21 protein-coding genes are annotated in these 20718 nt (G+C 72.8%); 6 read left to right on the top strand and 15 right to left on the bottom strand.

Going from position 1 to position 20718, the window contains the following annotated elements:
* On the bottom strand, positions 1 to 761 hold a 761-nt coding region (locus tag CA984_RS29355; protein ID WP_086576752.1), incomplete at its 3' end, for a VOC family protein.
* Between the two features lie 180 nt (positions 762 to 941).
* On the opposite strand from CA984_RS29355, the gene CA984_RS29350 reads away from it, so the two are divergent.
* From CA984_RS29350 to CA984_RS29335, 4 genes are all read left to right on the top strand, one after another.
* On the top strand, positions 942 to 1850 hold the full coding sequence (locus tag CA984_RS29350; RefSeq protein ID WP_086576755.1) for an ABC transporter ATP-binding protein: 909 nt from the start codon (positions 942 to 944) through the stop codon (positions 1848 to 1850).
* 43 nt (positions 1851 to 1893) lie between these two features.
* Positions 1894 to 2661, top strand: coding sequence for an ABC transporter permease (locus CA984_RS29345; protein ID WP_423229332.1), 768 nt, complete (start codon positions 1894 to 1896; stop codon positions 2659 to 2661).
* 81 nt (positions 2662 to 2742) lie between these two features.
* On the top strand, positions 2743 to 4188 hold the full coding sequence (locus CA984_RS29340; protein ID WP_133061809.1) for a glycosyltransferase family 39 protein: 1446 nt from the start codon (positions 2743 to 2745) through the stop codon (positions 4186 to 4188).
* A gap of 101 nt (positions 4189 to 4289) precedes the next feature.
* Positions 4290 to 5207, top strand: a complete 918-nt coding sequence (locus CA984_RS29335; protein ID WP_207621088.1) for an EamA family transporter — start codon at positions 4290 to 4292, stop codon at positions 5205 to 5207.
* Positions 5208 to 5220: 13 nt separating this feature from the next.
* Here CA984_RS29335 and CA984_RS29330 read toward each other — a convergent pair whose 3' ends face one another.
* From CA984_RS29330 to CA984_RS29265, 14 genes are all read right to left on the bottom strand, one after another.
* Positions 5221 to 5901: a GntR family transcriptional regulator gene (locus tag CA984_RS29330; RefSeq protein WP_086576750.1), complete on the bottom strand. Its 681-nt coding sequence runs from the start codon at positions 5899 to 5901 to the stop codon at positions 5221 to 5223.
* A gap of 11 nt (positions 5902 to 5912) precedes the next feature.
* Entirely contained in the window at positions 5913 to 6839 is a 927-nt protein-coding gene (locus tag CA984_RS29325) for an ornithine cyclodeaminase family protein (protein ID WP_086576749.1), read from the bottom strand.
* Positions 6836 to 7852 carry a proline racemase family protein gene (locus CA984_RS29320; protein ID WP_086576748.1) on the bottom strand — a complete coding sequence of 339 codons (1017 nt, stop codon included), beginning with the start codon at positions 7850 to 7852 and terminating at the stop codon, positions 6836 to 6838. Before CA984_RS29320 ends, CA984_RS29325 begins: the two co-directional genes overlap by 4 nt.
* 26 nt (positions 7853 to 7878) lie before the next feature.
* On the bottom strand, positions 7879 to 8586 hold the full coding sequence (locus CA984_RS29315) for an ABC transporter ATP-binding protein (RefSeq protein ID WP_086576747.1): 708 nt from the start codon (positions 8584 to 8586) through the stop codon (positions 7879 to 7881).
* Positions 8579 to 9346 (bottom strand): ABC transporter ATP-binding protein, encoded by a 768-nt coding sequence (locus CA984_RS29310; RefSeq protein ID WP_012892468.1) that lies wholly within the window; start codon positions 9344 to 9346, stop codon positions 8579 to 8581. The genes CA984_RS29315 and CA984_RS29310 overlap by 8 nt, the downstream gene beginning before the upstream one ends.
* Positions 9343 to 10308 carry a branched-chain amino acid ABC transporter permease gene (locus CA984_RS29305; RefSeq protein WP_086576746.1) on the bottom strand — a complete coding sequence of 322 codons (966 nt, stop codon included), beginning with the start codon at positions 10306 to 10308 and terminating at the stop codon, positions 9343 to 9345. Before CA984_RS29305 ends, CA984_RS29310 begins: the two co-directional genes overlap by 4 nt.
* Positions 10305 to 11198: a branched-chain amino acid ABC transporter permease gene (locus CA984_RS29300; protein ID WP_031167112.1), complete on the bottom strand. Its 894-nt coding sequence runs from the start codon at positions 11196 to 11198 to the stop codon at positions 10305 to 10307. The genes CA984_RS29305 and CA984_RS29300 overlap by 4 nt, the downstream gene beginning before the upstream one ends.
* Positions 11195 to 12364 (bottom strand): branched-chain amino acid ABC transporter substrate-binding protein, encoded by a 1170-nt coding sequence (locus CA984_RS29295; RefSeq protein WP_086576745.1) that lies wholly within the window; start codon positions 12362 to 12364, stop codon positions 11195 to 11197. The genes CA984_RS29300 and CA984_RS29295 overlap by 4 nt, the downstream gene beginning before the upstream one ends.
* Positions 12365 to 12532: 168 nt before the next feature.
* Positions 12533 to 13735: an aldehyde dehydrogenase family protein gene (locus CA984_RS29290; RefSeq protein WP_207621086.1), complete on the bottom strand. Its 1203-nt coding sequence runs from the start codon at positions 13733 to 13735 to the stop codon at positions 12533 to 12535.
* 186 nt (positions 13736 to 13921) lie between these two features.
* The gene (locus tag CA984_RS29285) at positions 13922 to 14923 is read right to left on the bottom strand and encodes a proline racemase family protein (RefSeq protein WP_086576744.1); all 1002 of its coding nucleotides are present in this window, start codon (positions 14921 to 14923) and stop codon (positions 13922 to 13924) included.
* A 96-nt stretch (positions 14924 to 15019) separates the two neighbouring features.
* Positions 15020 to 15913 (bottom strand): dihydrodipicolinate synthase family protein, encoded by an 894-nt coding sequence (locus CA984_RS29280; protein WP_086576743.1) that lies wholly within the window; start codon positions 15911 to 15913, stop codon positions 15020 to 15022.
* A gap of 4 nt (positions 15914 to 15917) precedes the next feature.
* Positions 15918 to 17291, bottom strand: coding sequence for an FAD/NAD(P)-dependent oxidoreductase (locus CA984_RS29275; RefSeq protein WP_086576742.1), 1374 nt, complete (start codon positions 17289 to 17291; stop codon positions 15918 to 15920).
* Positions 17288 to 17650, bottom strand: a complete 363-nt coding sequence (locus CA984_RS29270; protein ID WP_086576741.1) for a (2Fe-2S)-binding protein — start codon at positions 17648 to 17650, stop codon at positions 17288 to 17290. Before CA984_RS29270 ends, CA984_RS29275 begins: the two co-directional genes overlap by 4 nt.
* Positions 17647 to 18786: an NAD(P)/FAD-dependent oxidoreductase gene (locus CA984_RS29265; RefSeq protein ID WP_086576740.1), complete on the bottom strand. Its 1140-nt coding sequence runs from the start codon at positions 18784 to 18786 to the stop codon at positions 17647 to 17649. Before CA984_RS29265 ends, CA984_RS29270 begins: the two co-directional genes overlap by 4 nt.
* A 208-nt stretch (positions 18787 to 18994) precedes the next feature.
* Between CA984_RS29265 and CA984_RS29260 the strand changes: the two genes are divergently transcribed.
* Both CA984_RS29260 and CA984_RS29255 read left to right on the top strand, forming a co-directional pair.
* Positions 18995 to 19984: a COX15/CtaA family protein gene (locus CA984_RS29260; RefSeq protein WP_086576739.1), complete on the top strand. Its 990-nt coding sequence runs from the start codon at positions 18995 to 18997 to the stop codon at positions 19982 to 19984.
* Between the two features lie 15 nt (positions 19985 to 19999).
* Positions 20000 to 20680, top strand: a complete 681-nt coding sequence (locus CA984_RS29255) for a SanA/YdcF family protein (protein ID WP_086576738.1) — start codon at positions 20000 to 20002, stop codon at positions 20678 to 20680.
* The last annotated feature ends 38 nt before the right edge of the window (positions 20681 to 20718 follow it).

The raw sequence follows: 20718 nt of genomic DNA, 5'->3' as shown, positions 1-20718 counted from the left end.
GGTCCGACGATCGCGAAGAGGGCGGACTGCGGATCGGCCAGCACCGCCACCGGCCCCCTTGGCGCCGGCGTCCGGGGCAGCACCACGGTACCGCCGAGTTCCTCGGCCCTGACCACGGTGGCGTCGACGTCCTCGGCCGCGAAGTAGGCCAGCCAGTGCGGCGGCGTGTCCGGCGGGACCCGGGGGCCCGACTCCGTCATCCCCGCGACCGGGTGGCCGTCCACCTGCCACTCGACRCACCGCCCCCCTGCCCCGTCGACGTCCTTGACGCCCCACCCGAAGACGGCCGGGTAGAAGGACCCGCACCGGCCGGTGTCCCGGGTGACCAGCTCGTTCCAGGCGAGCGCGCCGGGCTCGCCGAAGATCTCCGCGCCCTGGTCCGGGCCCGCCTGCCATGCCGTGACGCAGGCGCCCGAGGGATCCCGCACGACGGCCGTGGAGCCCTCGCCGAAGACGCCCGAGGGCTCCACGACGACCTCTCCTCCGGCCTCGCGGACCTTGGCGGCCGTGACGCCGGCGTCCTCGGTGGTCACCCAGGTGTTCCAGACGGAGGACACGCCGTCGCCGCGGCTCGGCCCGATCCCCGCGACGGCCTTTCCCCTCAACGTGAACCGGCCGTATCCGCCGGACTCCGGGCGCGGATCGAACACCGCCTCCCAGCCGAAGATCTCCCGGTAGAACCTGACCGACAGGGTGACGTCGGTACTCGACAGGTCGACCCAGCACGGGACACCGGATTTGCGGCCACTCCGTTCGGACACGCCGAACCTCCTCAAGTCGTGATTCGGGACACACGCAGCGTTACATGGGCGGCTTGGGCCGCCTGGTGGGCGATCAGGGGGCTTGGCGGGATCCGCCCGAAGCCTTTTACCGGGCATGGGGGGCTCCGAGCGGCAGGTCCGGGAACGTGACCGTCCAGCGCAGTCCCTAAACTCGTGGCCATGGAATCCCCAGCCGTCGAGATCATCGATCTGGTCAAGAGATACGGCCGAACGACGGCGATCGACGGCCTCAGCCTCAGTGCCACCCGTGGCGCGGTCACCGCGATCCTCGGGCCCAACGGCGCGGGCAAGACCTCGACGGTCGAGATCTGCGAGGGATTCCGCCGAGCCGACGGCGGCATCGTGAAGGTGCTCGGGCTCGACCCCTCCCGCCCGGAGCTCCGGGCGAGGGTCGGGGTGATGCTCCAGGCCGGGGGCGTGCCCCCGGCGATGCGCTGCGGTGAGTGGCTGCGTCTGATGTCCCGTTTCCACGCCCACCCGCTGGACCCGGCGGCGCTGCTGGAGCGGCTCGGACTGACCGGGCACGTCCGCACGCCGTACCGCAGGCTCTCCGGCGGCCAGCAGCAGCGCGTGTCGCTGGCCTCGGCCGTCATCGGCCGCCCCGAGCTGGTCTTCCTCGACGAGCCGACCGCGGGGCTGGACCCCCAGGCCCGGCACGCGTGCTGGGAGCTGGTCGACGACCTGCGCGCCTGCGGGGTCTCGGTGGTGCTCACCACCCACCACATGGACGAGGCGGAGAAGCTCTCCGACCGGGTCGTGATCATCGACCACGGCAAGGTGGTGGCCGAGGGCACGCCGTCCTCGCTCACCGGTGCCGAGCGGCAGCTCCGCTTCCGCGCCCGGCCGGGGCTCATCCTGGACGAGCTGCTCACCGCCCTGCCCTCCGGCAGCGCGGCCAAGGAGTCGCCGTCGGGCCACTACATCATCGAGGGACAGGTCGGCCCCGAGCTGCTGGCGACCGTGACGGCCTGGTGCGCCGCCGAGGGCGTCACCGCCGACGACCTCAGCATCGAGCGCCGCACCCTGGAAGACGTCTTCCTGGAGCTGACCGGCCGGGAGCTCCGATGACCCCCCGCCGCGCACGGCCCGCGCCAGACCGCAGGAGAGCACAGTGACGACCCTGGACCTGACCCCCGCCCCGGGGGCCGCGCCGCTGCCCCGGATGGTGCTGGCGCAGACGGGCGCGGAGATCCGGGCGATGCTCCGCAACGGCGAGCAGCTCCTGCTCACGATGATCATCCCGGTGCTGCTGCTCGTCGGGTTCTCCGCCGCGCCGCTGGTGGACGTCGGCGGCGGCCCCCGGGTGAACTTCATCGCCCCCGGCGTGCTCGCGCTGGCGGTGATGTCGACGGCCTTCACCGGGCAGGCCATCGCGACCGGTTTCGAGCGCCGCTACGGCGTGCTGAAGCGGCTGGGCGCGACCCCGCTGTCACGGACCGGGCTGATGCTGGCCAAGACGCTCGCGGTGGTGGCCGTGGAGATCATCCAGGTGGCCGTCATCAGCGGGGTGGCGCTCGCCCTGGGCTGGCGCCCGGCGGGCTCCCCGCTGGCCGCGCTCCCGCTGATCCTGCTGGGCACCGCCGCCTTCAGCGGGCTCGGCCTGCTGATGGCGGGCACCCTGCGCGCCGAGGCCACCCTCGCCGGGGCCAATCTGGTCTACCTGGTCCTGCTCGGCTGCGGCGGTGTGATCTTCCCCATGTCGAAGTTCCCCGACTCGGTGCAGCCGGTGCTCGAACTGCTGCCGATCTCCGCCCTGACCGGCGGGCTCCGCTCGGTCCTGACCGAGGGCTCCGGCCTGCCGGTGTCCGCGGCGGCGATCCTGGCCGGATGGGCGGTGGTCTCGCTTTTCATCACCTCCCGGACATTCCGCTGGGAATGACCGGAAAGTTTTGGCATCCCGCGTACAACCATTACCCGGACGCGCCGCCCGGAATGATCAAGGGCCCCTAGCATCCCCTGAGTGATCATCACCGGAGCGCGTGCTCCGCGGCCACCGGCGGCACGGCGGACGGGACCGCTCTGGCCGAGTCCGGCCGTGGGCCTCGCCGCGACGATCGTCGCCGTCGCCGGCTCATCGAGGGTCTCCCAGTCGTCGGACGAGCTGGCCACCCTCAGCGCGGCCCGCCGGAGCGCGGCGGGCCTGTGGGAGCTCGCGCAGCACGTCGACGGGCACTTCCTGCCCTACTACGCGTTCATGCACCTGTGGGCGGGGTTCGGGCAGGCCGAGTGGTGGCTGCGGCTGCCCTCGGCGGTCGCGACGGGTGCGGCGGCCGCGCTCATCGCCGGCCTGGGACGGCGCCTGCACTCCCCGGCCGCCGGGATGACGGCCGCCGCCGTGTACGTGTTCCTGCCGTCGGTCTCCCATCACGGGCAGAACGTCCGCCCCTACGCCTTCGCGGCCGCGGCCGCGGTGCTGGCCGCCTGGGCGCTGCACCGCGCGATCGAGGAACCGGGACGGCGCGGCGGCCGGTGGGGATACGCCGCGGCCGTCGCCCTGCTCGGCTGCACGCAGGTGTTCGCACTGCTCGTGCTGGCCGCCCACGTGCTCGCCCTGGCACTGTACGGCCGGGGCGTCCTGGCCAGGATGCTGCCCGCCCTGGCCGTGGGATGCGTTCCGGGGGCCGTCTGGGCGGTGGTCGGCTTCACCGAGCGGCACGCCATCAGGTGGATCGACATGCCCGGGTCGGCGGTCTTCCTGGCCCTGCCCAGGACGGCCGGGGGCACCGCGCCCGCGGGCGGGATCCTGCTCGCTCTCACACTGACCGGCCTGCTGCTCGCCCGGCGGCACCGTGTCCACTGCCTCTGGACCACGCTCCTGGCCGGCTGGGCCGTCCTGCCGCCCGTTCTGCTGTTCGGCATGTCCCACCTGATCTCCCCGGTCTACGTCGACCGCTACCTGTTCGCGACGGTGCCGGCCTACGCGCTGCTGGCCGGCCTCGCGCTCGCCTCGATGTCCCCCCTGCTCGCCGCGCTCGCCCTGACGACCGCCCTGACCGCCGGACTGCCCGGGCAACTGGACGTCCGCCGCGAGGACGGGCACCGCGAGAACTTCCCCCTCGCGGTGCGGATCATCTCGGACAACGTCCTCCCTGGTGACGCGATCATGTACAACGGGTCCTGGCTGCGGACCGGAATGCTCTACTACGGCGGGCGGAGCCTCCCCGACGACGTACTGCTCGCCGGCCCTCATCCCCGGCCGGACTCCTTCGACTACCCGGAGCGCACCGACGTCACCGCCGCCCTCGACGGGCGCGAGCGGGTCTGGGTGCTCTGGCGCGGGAACCGCGGGAGCGCGAGCTCGGGAAGCGACAGGCCCGGCGCGCTGGTCCGGGCCGGGTTCACCCGGGACCGGTCGTGGCGTACGGGGCGGTCGCCCGGCATGACCGTGGCCCTCTACACCCGGTAGGCCGATCTCGCATCGCGGACGTCGTCCCGGGGGCCGCGCCGGGCTTAGTAAGGTGTGAAAGACCATTTAGCCCCTGGGTAGCCTCTGGCGCGAGGAGTCTGATGACCGCCGAAGCCCTGCATGGGCCCGCCGAGCCGTACAAGCCGGGGCTGCCCCGGCCGGGAGCGTTGCTGAGGGCCGCCTCCGACGCCATCCCGCCGTCCGGCCTGGTGCTGCTGGCGATCCTGTCGGTCCAGGTGGGCGCGGGCTTCGCCAAGGACCTCTTCTCCCAGTTGCCGCCCAGCGCGGTGGTGTTCCTGCGGATCGCGATGGGCGCGCTCATCATGGGGGTGGTCGCCCGGCCCCGGCTGAAGGGGCTGACCCGCGTGGACGTCGGGCTGGGGGTGGCCTTCGGCGTGACGCTGGGCGTGATGAACCTGTCGTTCTACGAGGCACTGGCCCGCCTGCCCATGGGCATCGCGGTGGCGATCGAGTTCCTCGGCCCGCTCGGGGTCGCGGTGGCCGCCTCGCGCCGCCGCCTGGACCTGCTCTGGGTCGCGCTGGCCGGCTCGGGCGTGGTGCTGCTGGCGCCCTGGGGGACGACGGCGTCGCGCATCAGCTGGGCCGGGATCGGATTCGCCCTGGTCGCGGCGGTCTGCTGGGCGGGCTACATCCTGCTCTCGGCCGCCGTGGGCCAGCGCTTCCCCGGCACGAGCGGCCTGTCCTTCGCGATGATCGTGTCGTTCCTGCTGATCGCCCCCGTCGGGATCGGCACCGGCGGCGCCGACCTGCTCCAGCCCGAGCTGCTGCTGATCGGGCTCGGGGTGGGCCTGCTGTCGTCGGTCATCCCCTACTCGATCGAGCTGGAGGCCCTGCGCAGGATGCCGAAGCAGGTGTTCGGCATCCTGATGAGCCTGGAGCCGGCGGTGGCCGCGATGGTGGGCCTGCTCGTGCTGGGCGAGGTGCTCGACGTCCGTGAATGGGCCGCCATCGGCTGCGTGGTCGTCGCCAGCGTGGGCGCGACCCGCGCCTCCCGCTGAACCGAGGGCCCGGCTACTCCGACTTGCTGGCCCAGATGCCCCGCACATGCTGGATGTGGTTGCGCATCAGCCGCTCGGAACCGCCGGCGTCCCCCGCGGAGAGCAGGTCGAGCAGGTCGAGGTGCTCGCGGGCGGAGTCGACCAGTCCGCCGCGCGCGGACAGCGCGGACAGGCCGTACAGGCGGGCCCGCTTGCGCAGGTCGCGCACCACCTCCACCAGGTGCGCGTTGCCCGCCAGCGCGAGGAGATCCACGTGGAAGCGGATGTCGGCGTCCACGTAGGCGAGCAGGTCGCCGCGCTCGGCCGCGTCGACGATCTGCTGAGCCACCGGGCGGAGCAGCTCGAAGCTGTCCGCACGGGCCCGGTCGGCCAGCCGCGCCACCGTGGGCACCTCGATGAGCCGGCGGATCTCGGTGAGCTCGTCCAGGTCGCGTTCGGACAGCTCGGTGACCCGGAAGCCCTTGTTGCGCACCGCCTCGACCAGGCCCTCCTTGGCCAGGTCGAGCATCGCCTCGCGCACCGGCGTCGCCGAGACGCCGAACTGGGCGGCCAGCACCGGCGCCGAGTAGACCACCCCCGGCCGCATCTCACCAGTGATCAGGGCGGCCCGCAGGGCGTGGGCCACCTGCTCCCGCAGGCTCTGCCGCTCGCCCACGACCGGCAGGTCGAGCCGGTCCTCCGCCGAAGGAGCCATTCCCGCGCCTCTCATCTCACTCGCATCCACGCCTCGTAGGCGGCAGCCGCCACCACCAGGTCCTCCCACGCCATGCCCACGCTCTTGAACAGCCGGGGCCCCGGACCGCGAGGCACCGCGCCGGCGACCAGTTCCCCGAGGTTGCCGGCGAGGTGACCAATGGTGATCGTACCGTTCCGCAACGGGATGATCAGGTCTCCCGCCTCGGCGAGAGCGGCACTGCGGGCTTCGACGACCACTGTGGCACGCGCGACGAGATCGTCGTCGACCTCCCGGGCATCCGGCTCGTGGGAGCCGACCGCGACCACGGTCGCGTCATCCCGGGTGAGCCTACCGTCGAACAGGGGAGTCCTGGAGGTCGTACAGCAGGCGATCAGGTCGGCCTGTCCGGGATCGGCCACCGTGTCGGCCCGCAGGCCCTCGGCGGCGCACCGGGCGGCGAAGGCACGTGCCTTCGCCGCGTCCCGGGCGATCACGCTCACCCGCTCCACCGGCCGGACCGCGCGGAAGGCCTCCACGTGCCCCCACGCCTGCGGTCCCGTGCCGAACACCGCCATCTCCGAGGCACCGGGCCCGGCCAGATGCCGTACGGCCAGCGCGGAGACGGCGGGGGTGCGCAGCGAGGTGAGCGCGACGCCGTCCATCATGGCCAGCGGAGCCAGGCTCTCGCCGTCCATCAGCAGGTAGGCGCCCTGGATCCGCGGCAGTCCGCGTGAGGGGTTGGCCGGGGCCACCCCGGCCACCTTGATCCCCACGTGACGGCCCCACGCGGCGGGCATCAGCAGCAGCTGCCCGGCGGGGACCTCCACGACGGGCCGCCGCGGGGTGTCCTCGGGGTCGAGCCCCGCCAGCAGCGCGTCCTGGAGCGCCTGCACGGCCCGCGCCATCGGCACCAGCTCGCGCAGGGTCTCCCCGTCCAGGTAGGGCAGCGCGCTCACCGGAGGGTGAACCCGGTGCCGAGGGGGTCGCGCGGGTCCAGGGTGAAGCGGTGCTCCCCGGTGCGGTAGGCCATGCCCTCCACCTCGGGGACGATCCCCTCCTCGGTCACCTCGGCCACCCGGGCCCGGAAGGAGGTCCCCACGATGCCCTCGTGGACGAGCGTGCCGGTGAAGCCGTCGGCGTGCAGCAGCGCCAGCCGGGCGGCCGTGCCCGAGCCGCACGGCGAGCGGTCCACCTCGCCGTCGGCGAAGACGGTGACGTTGCGCTGGTGGCCGGGGCCCAGCTCGTCGTAGAAGATGACGCCGTAGATCCCCGACAGCCGGTCGTCGCCCGGGTGCCGGGAGGCGGGGTGACCGGCCAGGGCCGCCTTCACCGCCCGGCCGAGCGCGATCAGCTCGGTGAGGTGCTCGGGCGCCACGCTCAGCCCGAACGCCGCGGCCGGGACCGAGGCGTAGATGGCTCCGCCGTAGGAGACGTCGGCCCTGACGCCGGCGAGCCGGCCGGTCCCGGAGCCCGCGGCGGGCGCGTCCGGGCCGGTCCCGGCGAGCGGGCCCAGCTCGACGTCCCGCGCGAGCACGTAGGACGGCACGTTCCGGAACGTGACGGCCTCGACCCGGCCCTCCGCGCAGCGGACCCGGGCCGTCACCCTGCCGGACGGGACGTCGACGACGACGTCGGTCTCCCCGTCCGGATCGGCCCGGACCAGGCCGCTGTCCACGGCGTAGACCCCGAGCGCGATGGTGCCGTGGCCGCAGGCGGTGGAGTAGCCGTCCTTGTGCCAGAACAGCACGCCGAGATCGGCTCCCTCGTCGTCCGGCGGGACGAGGAAGCAGCCGTACATGTCGGCGTGCCCCCGCGGCTCGTGGCAGAGCAGCCGCCGCACCCCGTCGATCTCCGGGGCCGCCGCCGACTCGCGGCGCTCCAGGACCGTGCCGCCGGGAATGTCGGGCACGCCGTGGGCGACGATCCGGAACGGCTCGCCGCCGGTGTGGTAGTCGATCGTGTGAACCATCGTTCCCCCTCCTGTCATGCTCCGCCTCACACTCCGCCGAGGTAGGCCTCGACCACCCGGGGGTCCTCGCGCAGGTCGGCCGCTGGGCCGTCCAGCACGCACTCGCCGTTCTCGATCACGTAGCCGCGGTGAGCGATCTTGAGCGCGGCGGTGGCGTTCTGCTCGACGAGCAGTACCGAGGTGCCCTCGGCGTTGATCCCGGCGATCAGCTCCATCACCGAGGCGACCACCAGCGGGGCCAGGCCCATGGAGGGCTCGTCGAGCAGCAGCAGGCGGGGCCCGGTCACCAGGGCCCGGCCGATGGCGAGCATCTGCTGCTCGCCGCCGGACAGCGTGCCGCCCTGCTGGGCGCGCCGCTCGGCCAGGCGGGGCAGCAGCTCGTAGACGCGCTCGATCCGCTTGCGGATCTCGGCCTGGTCGCGGACCAGGTAGCCGCCGAGCTGCAGGTTCTCGTGCACGGTGAGGGTGCTGAAGACCCTGCGGCCCTCGGGGACGTGTACCAGGCCACGTTCGGCGATCTTGTGGGGTCTGTCCCTGGTGATCTCCCGCCCGTCGAAGACGACCTTCCCGGCGGTGGAGCGCACCAGGCCGGAGACCGCCGACAGCGTGGTGGTCTTGCCCGCGCCGTTGTTGCCCAGCAGGGCGACGATCTCCCCCGGCGCGATGGTCAGGGACAGGCCGCGCAGGGCGTGCACACCGCCGTAGTGGACGTCCAGTCCGTCGATCTCAAGCATGGGCGTCACTCCCGAGGTAGGCCTCGATGACGGCCGGGTTCCGGCGGACGTCCTCCGGGCGGCCGTCGGCGATCTCCTTGCCGAAGTTGAGCACGACCACGCGTTCGGAGACCTCCATGACCAGGCCCATGTCGTGTTCGATGAGCACGATCGCCACGCCCAGCGCCTGGATCCGCCGGATCAGGTCGAGCATCTCGGCCTTCTCCCCGTGGTTGAGCCCGGCGGCGGGCTCGTCCAGCAGCAGCAGGTCGGGGCGGCGGGCCAGGGCTCTGGCGATCTCCGTGAGGCGCTGCTCGCCGTAGGGCAGGTTGCGGGCCTCGCTGTAGCGGTCACCGCTCAGGCCGACGAAGTCCAGCCAGTGGTGGGCCTGCTCGGTGCACTCGCGTTCGGAGCGGCGGTAGCGGGGGGTGTGCAGCAGCGCGTCGAACACGCTCTGCCTGAGCCACAGGTGCGACCCGGCCCGCACGTTGTCCAGGACCGACAGCTCGCCGAACAGGCGCAGGTTCTGGAAGGTGCGCGCGACGCCGAGGCCCGCGATGGCGGACGGCCTCAGCCCGGGAAGGTCCTTGCCCCGCAGGGTGATCCGGCCCGAGCTGGGACGGTAGAAGCCGGTGACGCAGTTGAAGGCCGACGTCTTGCCCGCGCCGTTGGGGCCGATGACGGAGACGATCTCCGCCTCGCCCACCGAGAACGTGAGCCCGTCGATGGCCAGCAGTCCGCCGAAGGACAGGCGCAGGTCCTCCACGCTCAGCAGGCTCACGAGACCTCCTTGGATCGGGAGGGCCACAGCCCCTGCGGGCGCAGGATCATGACCGCGATGAGGAGGACGCCGAAGATGAAGAACCGGTAGTCGGCGAGGTCGCGCAGGATCTCCGGCAGGATACTGATCACGACGGCGCCGATGACGACGCCGGGGATCGAGCCCATGCCGCCCAGCACGACCGCCATCAGGACCAGCGCGGACTGCAGGAAGGTGAAGCTGGTCGGGGAGATCGCCGACAGCTGCGCGGCGAACAGGACTCCGGCCAGACCGCCCCAGACCGCTCCGGCGATGTAGGCGGCGAGCTTGACCCGGTAGGTGTGCACACCCATGGCCTCGGCGGCGTCCTCGTCCTCGCGGACGAACCGCCAGGCCCGGCCGAGCCGGGAGCGGCCCAGACGGGCCGCACCGAGGACGGCCAGGGAGACGATCACCACGGTCACGTAGTAGAAGACCACCGGACTGTCGGTCAGGTGCGGGATGCCGTAGATGCCCGAGGGCCCGCCGGTGACGTCCAGGTTGTTCGCGGTGATCCGGATGATCTCGCCGAAGCCGAGGGTGACGATGGCGAGGTAGTCGCTGCGGAGCCGGAGGGTGGGCGCGCCGATGATGATCCCGGCGATGACCGTGACCACGATGACGGCCGGCACGGTGACCAGCAGCGGCAGGTCGAGGCGGGTGGACAGCACCCCGCTGGTGTAGGCGCCGACCGCGAAGAAGGCGACGTAGCCGAGGTCGAGCAGGCCGCAGTAGCCGACCACGATGTTCAGCCCGGCCGCGAGCATCACGAAGATGGCCGCGCTGGTCATGACCGACAGCGCGTAACCGCTGGCGTTGACGAACGGCGCCAGGAGCGCGATCAGCAGACCGGCGATCCCGGCCCACCTGTTCTGCAGCAGTTTCGAGGCACGGGTCGGGGGCTTGGCCGCGCCGACCCGGCGGACCTTCGTCGTGCCGGTCATACCCGCTCCGTCACACGTTCGCCGAGCAGGCCCGTGGGTCGCACGGTCAGGAACAGGATCAGCACCCCGAAGGCGAACACGTCGCGCCACTCGCCGCCCAGCCAGAACGTGCCGAACGACTCCAGCAGCCCGAGCAGCAGCCCGCCGAGCATGGTGCCGGGGATGTTGCCGATGCCGCCGATGACGGCCGCGGTGAAGGCCTTGAGCCCGATCAGGAAGCCCATCAGGAAGTCGATCTTCCCGTAGTAGGCCCCCGCCATCACCCCGGCGGCCCCCGCGAGGGCCGAGCCGAGGAAGAAGGTCCGGGAGATGACCGCGTTCACGTCGATGCCCATCAGCGAGCTGGTGCGCGGGTCGAGGGCGATGGCCCGCATGGCCCGGCCCTCGCGGGTCCGGGTGATCAGCAGGTTGAGCCCGATCATGAGGACGACGGCCACCCCGACCAGGACGAGCTGCTGCAGGGTCAGCCGGGCTCCGAGCACCTCCACGGAGGTGCCGCCGAGCCGTACCGGGTAGACCCGCGGGTCGGCCCCGGCGGCGGCGCGCATGCCGTACTCCAGGGCGAAGGACGCGCCGACCGCGGTGATGAGCAGGGAGAGCCGGGGCGCGCGGCGCAGTGGCCGGTAGGCGATCCGTTCCAGTGCCACCCCGGCCAGGCCGGTGAGGACCATGGTCGCCAGGAGCACCACGAGCAGCAGCGGCAGGGCCATCGAGGAGGACACGCCGCCGACCGCGCCGAGGATGGCGAAGCCGACGAACGCGCCGAGCATGTACAGGTCGCCGTGGGCGAAGTTGAGCAACTTGATGATCCCGTAGACCATGCTGTAGCCCAGCGCCACCAGGGCGTAGAACGAGCCGACGAACAGGCCGTTCCAGACGAGCTGTGTCATTTGAGAGAGTCCTGCAGGGTGATCTTGCCGTCCTTGACGACGAGGATCTGGAAGCCGCCGTTGGCCAGCGTGTGCTCGGGGGTGAACTTCAGCGGGCCGGAGAACATCGAGAACCCGTCGATCGCCTCCAGCGCGGAGATGACCTTGGCGCCGTCGGTGCCGCCCGCCTTGGTGACGGCCTCGGCGGCCAGCCGCACGGCGTCGTAGGCCTGGTTGGAGTAGGGGCCGGGGTCGGCGTTGTACTTCTTCTTGTAGGCCGCGATCCAGCCCTCGGCGCCTTCGAGCGTGTCGGGGGTCTGGGTCATCGTGGCGTAGACGCCCTCGGCGGCCTCGGCCCCGGCGATCTCGACCAGCTTGGGCGAGACCGAGCCGTCGCCGACCATGATGGAGCCCTTGTACCCGGCCTGGCGGAGCTGGCGGGCGATCAGGCCGCCCTCCTGGAAGTAGCCGGTCCAGTAGACGAAGTCGGGCTTCTTGGCCAGCACGTTGGTGATGTTGGCGCTGTAGTCGCTCTCCTTGGGCGTGACCGTCTCGACGAGCACGGCCTCGGCGTCACCGGGGGCGTCGAGCAGCGCCTTGGTGCGCAGCGCGATGTCCTTGGAGTAGCTGGTGTTGTCGTGCATCAGCACGACGCTCTTGGCGCCCTGCTTGGCGATCCACTTCTCCGCCGCCCCGGCCTGCTGGGAGCCGGTGCCGTTGATCAGGAAGACGTGCTTGAGCTTCTGGTCGACCAGCTCCTGGGAGTTGGCGGCCGGAATGATCATCGGGATGTTAGCCTTGCCGAAGATGGGCAGGGTGGGAAGCGTGGCGCCGGAGCAGTATCCTCCGACCGAGATGTCCACGCCTTCGGTGACCAGTTTGTTGGCTCCGGCCGCCGCCGACTGGGCGTCGCAGGCGTCGTCGGCGGTCTTCAGCTCCAGCTTGCGGCCGAGGACCCCGCCCTTGGCGTTGATCTCGTCGAGCGCCAGCTGTGCCGCGTTGCTCATATAGGGACCGATGGCGGCCTCGCTGCCCGACTGGGGGATCAGCATGCCGAGGACGATCGGGTCGTTCGCGGTGGCGGCCTTGTCGCCGTCGTCGCCGCCGAGCAGGCCCTGGCCACATCCGGTGACCAGGAGGCCGACGGCGGCCAGCGACGCGAGGGACTTCAGGGGGGTGGCGCGCATTTGCGGCTCCTCACAAATAGTGATATGTGACATATCACTAGGTGTGGAATGCCCACGTCAAGAGCCGAAACAAGACCGTTAAACTTCACACATCTTTGATCTTCCCGTGGTGCGCATACGCGAAGGGGCACCCCCGGGCGGGGATGCCCCTTCACGGACGGCGGTCTCTCAGCGTGCCGGGCTTATGGTGACGGTGTGGGTCGAGGTGTAGAAGTCCTGGGCCGCCTTGCCCTGCTCCCGGCCCCCGTAGCTGGAGTCCTTCTGCCCTCCGAACGGCAGGTAGAAGTCCACGCCGCTGGTCGGGGCGTTCACCTTGACCAGGCCGGTGTCCAGCCGCGCGCCGAGGTCCAGGGCCCTGTCCAGGTCGCTGGTGTAGACGGCCGACGCCAGCCCGTACCTGACGCCGTTGGCCAGCGCCACCGCCTCGTCCGCCGAGGCGGCGTCCTGGACCACGCAGATCGGCCCGAAGACCTCCTCACAGGCCAGCGGGTGGTCGGCAGGCAGGCCGTCCACGAGCGTCGGCTCCACATACCAGCCGCCGAGGCCGCCCTCCTGGAGGCTGTGCACGGCGCGGCCCCCGGTCAGGATGCGGCCTCCCGCGGCGACCGCGCCCGCCGCCGCGTCCACGACCCGGTCGCGGGCCGCCTCGTCGATCAGCGGGCCGACGGCCGTGCCGGGGTCGGACGGGTCGCCGAACCCGAGCTTGGCCACCGCCGCGAGCACGGCCTCGCGGACCTCGTCGCCGTTGCCGACCGTGATGATCCGCTTGGTGGCCGTGCACTTCTGCCCGGCGAAGCCCATCGCCGCCGCCGCGATCTGGGCGGCCGCGGCCTCCAGGTTGGCGTCCGGCAGCACGATGCTGGCGTTCTGACCGCCCATCTCGGCCTGCACCGGCACGCCGCGCCGTACGGCGGCCTCGCGCACCAGCGCGCCCACGGCGGCGGAGCCGGTGAAGGAGACCACGTCGGCGGCCTCCACCAGCGCGGCGCCCTCCTCCGCGTCACCGGGCACGACCTGGAACTCGTTGAGGTTCAGCAGCTCGGCCAGGCGCAGCGCGCACGCCAGCGCCTGCGGGGCGGGCTTGAGCACGACCGTGTTGCCGAACGCCAGCGCGGGCGCCGCCTTCCACAGCGGGATGGCCAGCGGGAAGTTCCACGGCGTGATCAGACCGGCGACGCCGAGCGGCCGCCGCCGGGTGAAGAGCAGACCCGCGCCCGACGGCTCGTGGACCGCGCCGACCGGGTCGAACACCTGCTGGGCGTAGTAGCGCAGGATCGACACCGAGCGGGCGACCTCGCCGCGCGCCTCGGTCACCGGTTTGCCGACCTCGCGGACCACCAGGGCGGCCAGCTCGTCGGCCGCCCCCTCCACGGCGTCGGCGGCCCGCGCCAGGGCCGTGGCCCCGCGCGGCGGCGTTCCTCGACGCCCAGTCGTGCTGTACGGCCTGCGCCAGCCGGACCGCGGCCTGGACGCCCGCCTCCCCCGCCGCGGGGAAGGAGGCGACCAGGTCGGCCGGGTTGTGCGGGGAACGGCTCTCGATCAAATTGATCACGTGTGTCAAAGCAGGAAACCTTCGGGGAACGGGTCACGGGGGTCAAGGAAGTACTGGGCGGTGCCGGTGACCCATGCCCGCCCGGTGATGGTCGGAACCACCGCGGGCAGATCGGCCACCTCCGTCTCCTCGACGAGCCGGCCGACGAACCGCGTGCCGATGAACGACTCGTTGACGAAGTCGGCGCCGAGAGGGAGCTCTCCCCGGGCGTGGAGCTGGGCCATCCGGGCGCTGGTGCCGGTGCCGCAGGGCGAGCGGTCGAACCAGCCGGGATGGATGGCCATCGCGTGCCGGGAGTGGCGGGCGTCGGAGCCGGGGGCGGTGAACTGCACGTGGTGACAGCCGCGGATGCCCGCGTCCAGCGGGTGGACGGGCTCGTCCTGCTCGTTGATCGCGTCCATGATCGCCAGGCCCGCGTCGAGGATCGGCTGCTTGTGCGCCCGGTCGAACGGCAGGCCGACCGACTCGATCGGCAGGATCGCGTAGTAGTTGCCGCCGTAGGCCAGGTCGTAGGCGACCTCGCCGATGCCGGGCACCTTGACGGTGCGGTCCAGGCCGGCGCTGAAGGAGGGCACGTTGGTGATGGTCACCGCGGTGGCGGCGCCGTCCTCGACCCGCACCTCGGCGACGACCAGCCCGGCGGGGGTGTCCAGCCGGATGGTGGTGACCGGCTCGGCCACCTCGACCATCCCGGTCTCCACCAGGACGGTGGCGACGCCGATGGTGCCGTGGCCGCACATCGGCAGGCAGCCGGAGACCTCGATGTAGAGCACGCCGTAGTCGGCGTCGGGCCGGGTCGGCGGCTGCAGGATGGCCCCGCTCATCGCCGAGTGACCGCGCGGCTCGTACATGAGCAGGGTCCGGATGTGGTCCATCTCGGCCAGGAAGTGCTCGCGGCGCTCGGCCATGGTCGAGCCGGGGATGACTCCCACTCCCCCGGTGATCACCCGGGTGGGCATGCCCTCGGTATGGGAGTCCACCGCGTGGAAGACCCGTTTCGTCCTCATTGATACTCCTCGCAGGGGGTGAGCTGCCTTTCGGCCCCGTGGCCGGCCGCACTCAATGGTGCGCCCGGCCACGGAGTGCGGACGACCTGCCCCCGGTTACCGCAGGCCCTCGGCCAGGGCCTTCTCGGTGGCGGCGCGGACGAGGGCCTCCTCCTCGGCGACCAGCGGCAGCCGCGGCGGGCGGCACGGGCCGCCCTTTCGCCCGGCCAGGTCCATGGAGAGCTTGATGGCCTGCACGAACACGGTCTTGGAGTCCCAGCGCAGCAACGGGTGCAGCGCGCGGTAGAGCGGGAGCGCGGTGGTCAGGTCGCCGGCCAGGGCCGCCTTGTACAGCGCCACGCTGGACTCGGGCAGCGCGTTGGGGTAGCCCGCCACCCAGCCGACCGCGCCGGCCAGGGCCAGCTCCAGCAGCACGTCGTCGGAGCCCACCAGCAGGTCCAGGTCCGGGGCGAGCTCGGCGATCTCATAGGCCCGCCGGACGTCGCCGGTGAACTCCTTGACCGCCACGATGAGGCCCTCGGCGTGGAGCCGGGCCAGCAGCTCCGGGGTGAGGTCGACCTTGGTGTCATAGGGGTTGTTGTAGGCCACCACCGGCACGCCGGCCTTGGCCACCTCGCGGTAGTGCTCCACCACGATCCGCTCGTCGGCCCGGTAGGCGTTCGGCGGGAGCAGCATCACCGCCTGGCAGCCGGCGTCGCGCGCCTGCTCGGCCCAGCGGCGGGCCTCGGCCGCTCCGTAGGCGGCGATCCCCGGCATGACCCGGTCGCCGCCGATGGCCGCCACCGCGGTCTCCACGACCTGGGCCCGCTCCTCGGGCGTCAGGGTCTGGTACTCCCCCAGCGAGCCGTTCGGCACCACGCCGTCACAGCCACCCGCGACCAGCCACCGGCAGTGCTCCGCGTAGGCGTCGAAGTCGACCGAGAGGTCCTCGCGGAGAGGCAGCGCGGTGGCCACCATCACGCCGCGCCAGGGTTTCACACGGGTCGTCATTGAATCATCCTTCCAAGGGGGATCGGGTCGGCGCGGCGAGGTCGCCCAGCCGGATGGGCTGGGCGATCGGGCGCCGGGGTGCCGCGGGATCCTCGCCGGCGAGGCATGCCACGGCGTAGCCGCACATACGGCCCTGGCACCAGCCCATACCGGGGCGGGCCAGCAGTTTGACGGAGCGCGCGTCGATGGCGCCCAGGTCCTGGGCCTCGCGCACGGCCGACAGGGGCACCTCCTCGCAGCGGCAGACCAGCGTGTCGTCGCGGAGCCACCCCTGCCAGCCCGGCCGTACCGGGTAGGCCTCCAGCAGCGCCTTCGCGAAGGCGGCCAGGCGGTCCCTGCGCCGGGACAGGCGGGGCAGGGGCGGGACGCGCCGGCCCAGGTCCGCGGCGGCGCTCCGGCCCGCGATGCGCCCCTCGACCTCGGCCAGCACGGCTCCCCCGACGCCGGTGGACTCCCCCGCCGCGTAGACGCCGGGCACGCTGGTGCGCAGCCCCCCGTCCACGGTGACGACGGGGCTGCCGTCGGCGTCGGCGCGGGTGGCGCAGCCGAGCTGGACCGGCAGTTCGAGCTGGGGGACGAAGCCGTAGCCGTAGGCGAGGGTGTCGCACTCGACGGTCCTCGTCGAGACCGGCCTCCAGGCGGAGTCCAGTCTCGCCACGGTGACGTGGGTCAGCGCGCCCTCGCCGTGCGCCGCGATCACCGCGTGGCGGCCGCGGTAGGGCACCCGGTGCCGGGCCAGGCTCGCGCCGTACCCGAGGGCCTCACCGGCCTTGCCCGCGGCGAGCAGCGGGTGCCTGGCGAGCCCGAGCCGGCCGTTGGCCTCGTAGACGCCGCGCACGTCCGCGCCCGCCTCGGCCAGACCGGCGGCGACCGGGAGCAGGAAGGGGCCGGTCCCGGCGACCACGACCTTCCGGCCCGCCACGACGAGGTTGCCCTTGAGCAGGGCCTGCGCGCCACCGGCGGTCAGCACGCCGGGCAGGTCCCAGCCGGGGAACGGCAGGGGCCGGTCGTGGGCGCCGGTGGCGATCAGCAGCCCGCGCGCGGTGACCGTGCGGGGCCGCTCCTCGCGGTCCCCCTCAAGGCACCGTACGGTCACCGTCCCCTCGGCGCGTTCCACCGCCCAGACCTTGTGGCCGAGCAGCACGTCGGCGCGGGCGCGCAGCGTCTCCCACTGCCGGGTGAACCCGTCCAGGCCGTGGTGGAGGGCCCCGGGCGCCTGGGCGTTGAAGCCCTGCGGCAGGTGCCGGAAGTACTGGCCCCCGGGCCTGGGCGCGGCGTCGATCAGCACGACGTCCAGCCCGGCGAAGGAGGCGGTGAGCGCGCCGGCCACCCCGGCCGGGCCCGCGCCGATGACGGCGAGGTCGTAGAGGGGCTTCACCGGCCGTTCACCGTCTTCCCGCCGTCGGTCCCGTCGCCGTCCCCGGCCCGGCCGCCCGGCCCGACCTGTCCGGCTCGCGCGCCGGTGCTCACCCGGTCCCCGGGGCGGGCCTCCGTCAGGCAGGCCCGCAGGGACGGGCTGCCGTTGACGGTGACCAGGCAGTCGAAGCAGACGCCGATGCCGCAGAACAGCCCGCGCGGGCGGGCGCCGATCCTGGTGGTGCGCCATGACCGGATGCCCGCGCCGTGCAGGGCGGCGCCGATGGTCTGGCCGGGGATCACCGGGACGGGGGCGCCGTCCACGCTGATCTCGAACTCCGGCTCCGGCCGCGCTCGCACGAGGTCGTACGGCTGGTTCATCGGCGCTCCTCGAAGCGGTCCGGGCGGAAGGGCGTGAGGTCGAGGTCGGGGCGGTGACCGGCCAGCGTCTGGGCGATCAGGTGGCCGGTGGCGGGCGCCAGGCCGATGCCCGCGCCCTCGTGGCCGCAGGCGTGGTGGAGGCCCGGGGCCCGGGGGTCCTCGCCGATCACCGGCAGGTGGTCGGGGCAGTAGGGCCGGAAGCCGCAGTAGGCCCGTATCGCCCTGCGGTCGGCCAGCGCCGGGAACAGCTCGACGGCCTGGCGGGCGAGGCGTTCCAGCACCGGCACGGAGACCGTGCGGTCGAAGCCGACGCGCTCGCGGCTCGCGCCGATGAGCACCGGCCCCGACGGGGTCCCCTCCACGACGGCGGACGTCTCCAGGCCCTCCGAGTCGCTGGCCACGTTGGTGACATAGGCGGCGGTGTAGACCTTGTGCCTGATCAGCGGCTCGTCGAACGGCTCGGTGACCAGGATGAAGCCGCGCCTGGGCAGGACCGGGACGTGTACGCCGGCCATGGCGGCCACCTCGCCGCCCCAGGTCCCGGCGGCGTTGACGACGGCTCCCGCGAGGATGTCGCCGTGGTCGGTCGTGACACCGCCGATCCGGTCGCCGTCACGCAGGAAGCCGGCGACCGTGACGCCGGTGCGCAGCATCAGGGTGCCGCGGCCGAAGCGGTCGGCGCCGCGCCGGATCAGCGTGGCCGCCGCCAGCATGGGCTGGACCTGGGCGTCCTGCGGGTAGAACACGCCTCCGGCGAAGCCCCCGGCCAGGTGGGGCTCGTAGTCGCCGAGCCCGCCGGAGGGGACCACCGTGTGCTCCACCCCCTGCTTGCCCGCCAGGCCGGTGAGCGCCTCCAGCACCTCGCCGGTCTCGGCGACGACGAGGCCGCCCTTGGCCTCGAACTCGAAGCCGTCGAGCTCCGCCAGCTCGCGCCAGAGGCCGTTGGAGAGCAGGGCGAGGTCGAGCTCGGGGCCCGGCTCCTTGTCGGAGACCAGGACGTTCCCCTCTCCCGCGCCGGTCGTGCCGCCCGCCACGGGTCCGCGGTCGACGACGACCACGTCCAGCCCGGCGCGCGCCGCGTAGTACGCGCACGCGGCCCCGACGACTCCGGCGCCGATCACCACGACGTCCGGCATGACCCACCTCACTCCCGCAACCTGACCCACCAGTACTATGTCACATACTGTTACGCGGATCAATCGGGCGCCTCCGCCGTTCCGCCAGTTCAGCCGAGTCATACCCGCCGGTACACAGCACAAGCCGTACGGGCTGGGGCAGATCATCTCAGGGCGTGCGCATGGGCCCGCGACGGGACCGTCCCCCTCGCCGCCTAACATGTGAGCCGTGAAGCACCTCCTTGACCAGGCCCGTCGGCAAGCCGTGAACCTGACGCTGTCCGTATGGTCCCCCACGGCCGCCACCCTGCGCCGCTGGGCGCTGGTGGCGGTGGTCGTCAACGCCGGCATCACCGTGACCGGCGCGGCGGTCCGGGTCAGCAAGTCGGGGCTGGGCTGCCCCACCTGGCCCAGGTGCACCCCCGACAGCTTCGTCCCGGTCGCCCACGGCGAGATCTCCCCGATCAACATGGCCGTCGAGTTCGGCAACCGGCTGCTGACCTTCCTGGTCCTGGCCGTCGGCCTGATCTGCCTGCTCGCCGCCATGAGGCTGCTGCCCCGGCGCCGGGACCTGGTCCGGCTCGCCTGGCTGCAGCCGATCGGCGTGGCCGTGCAGGGGCTCTGGGGTGGCGTGGTCGTGCACAGCGTGCTCAACCCGTTCACCGTGGGGATGCACTTCCTGATCTCCATCGGCCTGCTCGCCGCCTGCGTCGCCCTCCACGCCCGCTCGCAGGAGAGCGACGCGCCGCCGGAGCGGCTGGTCCGCCGTGACATCCGCACGCTCGGCTACGTGCTCACCGCCGCGGTGGCCGTCCTGCTCGTCGCGGGCGTGGTGGTGACCGGCACCGGACCGCACTCCGGGGACGAGATGGCCTCCCGGTTCCCGTTCGACATCGAGGTCGTGGCCAGGATCCACGCCGACGTCGTCTACCTCGTGGTCGGGCTCACCTTCGCCCTGCTGTTCGCCCTGCGCGTGACCGGCGCGCCCGCTCACGCGCGGCGGGCGGCGCTGACGCTGCTGGCCGTGGAGCTGGCGCAGGGGATCATCGGATACGTCCAGTACTTCCTGGCCGTGCCCGCGTTCCTGGTCGGCCTGCACGTGCTCGGCTCGACGCTGGTGTGGATCTGCACGCTGCGGCTGGTGTTCGCGATGCGGACCCGGGGGCCGCTGGGCGCTCAGACCGCCCGCGGGGACAGGCTCGACTCCGTCCCCGCCTAACCGGACAATGGCCGGATGCCGCTGTCGCGCAAGGCCTTCCGACGCTCCTACCAGGCGGCGGTGCTGCTGAGCGTGCTCGCCGTCGCCCCGTTGACCTGGGCGTGGCTGACCAGCTCCGGGCACCGCGCGGTCGCCGGCTCCTCTCCCGGCTGGGTGAGCGAGGTCCCCGCCGCCCCGGTCGCGCTGGTCCTGGGGGCGGGAGCCCGGGGAGCGACCCCCTCCCCCATGCTCGCCAGGCGGCTGGACATCTCCGCCGAGCTGTACCGGGCGGGCAAGGTGAGGGCGATCCTGCTGTCGGGCGACAACAGCCGTGCCGACTACGACGAGCCCACCGTGATGCGCGACTACCTGCTCGCCCACCGCGTCCCCGCCGGCGCGCTCGTCCTCGACTACGCGGGCTTCGACACCTGGGACTCGTGCGTGCGGGCCCGCGACGTGTTCGGAGCCACCCGGCTGACCGTCGTCACCCAGGTCTTCCACCTGCCCAGGGCCGTCGCGCTGTGCCGTACGGCGGGCCTGGAGGCCTTCGGTGTCGGCGACGACTCGGCCCGGCAGTGGGTCTCCACCTACTCCTACGCGGCCCGTGAGTTCGCCGCCTCGGCCAAGGGCTTCCTCGACTCGGTGGTCCTCGACGCCGCCCCCGTCTTCCCGGGGCCGCGCGAGACCACCCTCGACGCCGCCCTCCGGTCCGGCTGAGCCCCTACCGGTACGGCGGGTGCGGGCCGGCGCCCGGC

The organism is Streptosporangium minutum, from assembly GCF_002149035.1.
GTDB lineage: Bacteria > Actinomycetota > Actinomycetes > Streptosporangiales > Streptosporangiaceae > Streptosporangium > Streptosporangium minutum.
Note: the sequence above shows the minus strand (reverse complement) of the source record. Positions and strands in the feature narration are given on the sequence as shown.

What these genes read in the sequence shown, in the direction of transcription:
- CA984_RS29295 (WP_086576745.1), bottom strand. Translation starts at nt 12,364, where the DNA reads ATGCGCGCCACCCCCCTGAAGTCCCTCGCGTCGCTGGCCGCCGTCGGC.
- CA984_RS29300 (WP_031167112.1), bottom strand. Translation starts at nt 11,198, where the DNA reads ATGACACAGCTCGTCTGGAACGGCCTGTTCGTCGGCTCGTTCTACGCC.
- CA984_RS29350 (WP_086576755.1), top strand. Translation starts at nt 942, where the DNA reads ATGGAATCCCCAGCCGTCGAGATCATCGATCTGGTCAAGAGATACGGC.
- CA984_RS29330 (WP_086576750.1), bottom strand. Translation starts at nt 5,901, where the DNA reads ATGGCTCCTTCGGCGGAGGACCGGCTCGACCTGCCGGTCGTGGGCGAG.
- CA984_RS29255 (WP_086576738.1), top strand. Translation starts at nt 20,000, where the DNA reads ATGCCGCTGTCGCGCAAGGCCTTCCGACGCTCCTACCAGGCGGCGGTG.
- CA984_RS29335 (WP_207621088.1), top strand. Translation starts at nt 4,290, where the DNA reads ATGACCGCCGAAGCCCTGCATGGGCCCGCCGAGCCGTACAAGCCGGGG.
- CA984_RS29280 (WP_086576743.1), bottom strand. Translation starts at nt 15,913, where the DNA reads ATGACGACCCGTGTGAAACCCTGGCGCGGCGTGATGGTGGCCACCGCG.
- CA984_RS29305 (WP_086576746.1), bottom strand. Translation starts at nt 10,308, where the DNA reads ATGACCGGCACGACGAAGGTCCGCCGGGTCGGCGCGGCCAAGCCCCCG.
- CA984_RS29265 (WP_086576740.1), bottom strand. Translation starts at nt 18,786, where the DNA reads ATGCCGGACGTCGTGGTGATCGGCGCCGGAGTCGTCGGGGCCGCGTGC.
- CA984_RS29270 (WP_086576741.1), bottom strand. Translation starts at nt 17,650, where the DNA reads ATGAACCAGCCGTACGACCTCGTGCGAGCGCGGCCGGAGCCGGAGTTC.
- CA984_RS29285 (WP_086576744.1), bottom strand. Translation starts at nt 14,923, where the DNA reads ATGAGGACGAAACGGGTCTTCCACGCGGTGGACTCCCATACCGAGGGC.
- CA984_RS29315 (WP_086576747.1), bottom strand. Translation starts at nt 8,586, where the DNA reads ATGCTTGAGATCGACGGACTGGACGTCCACTACGGCGGTGTGCACGCC.
- CA984_RS29320 (WP_086576748.1), bottom strand. Translation starts at nt 7,852, where the DNA reads ATGGTTCACACGATCGACTACCACACCGGCGGCGAGCCGTTCCGGATC.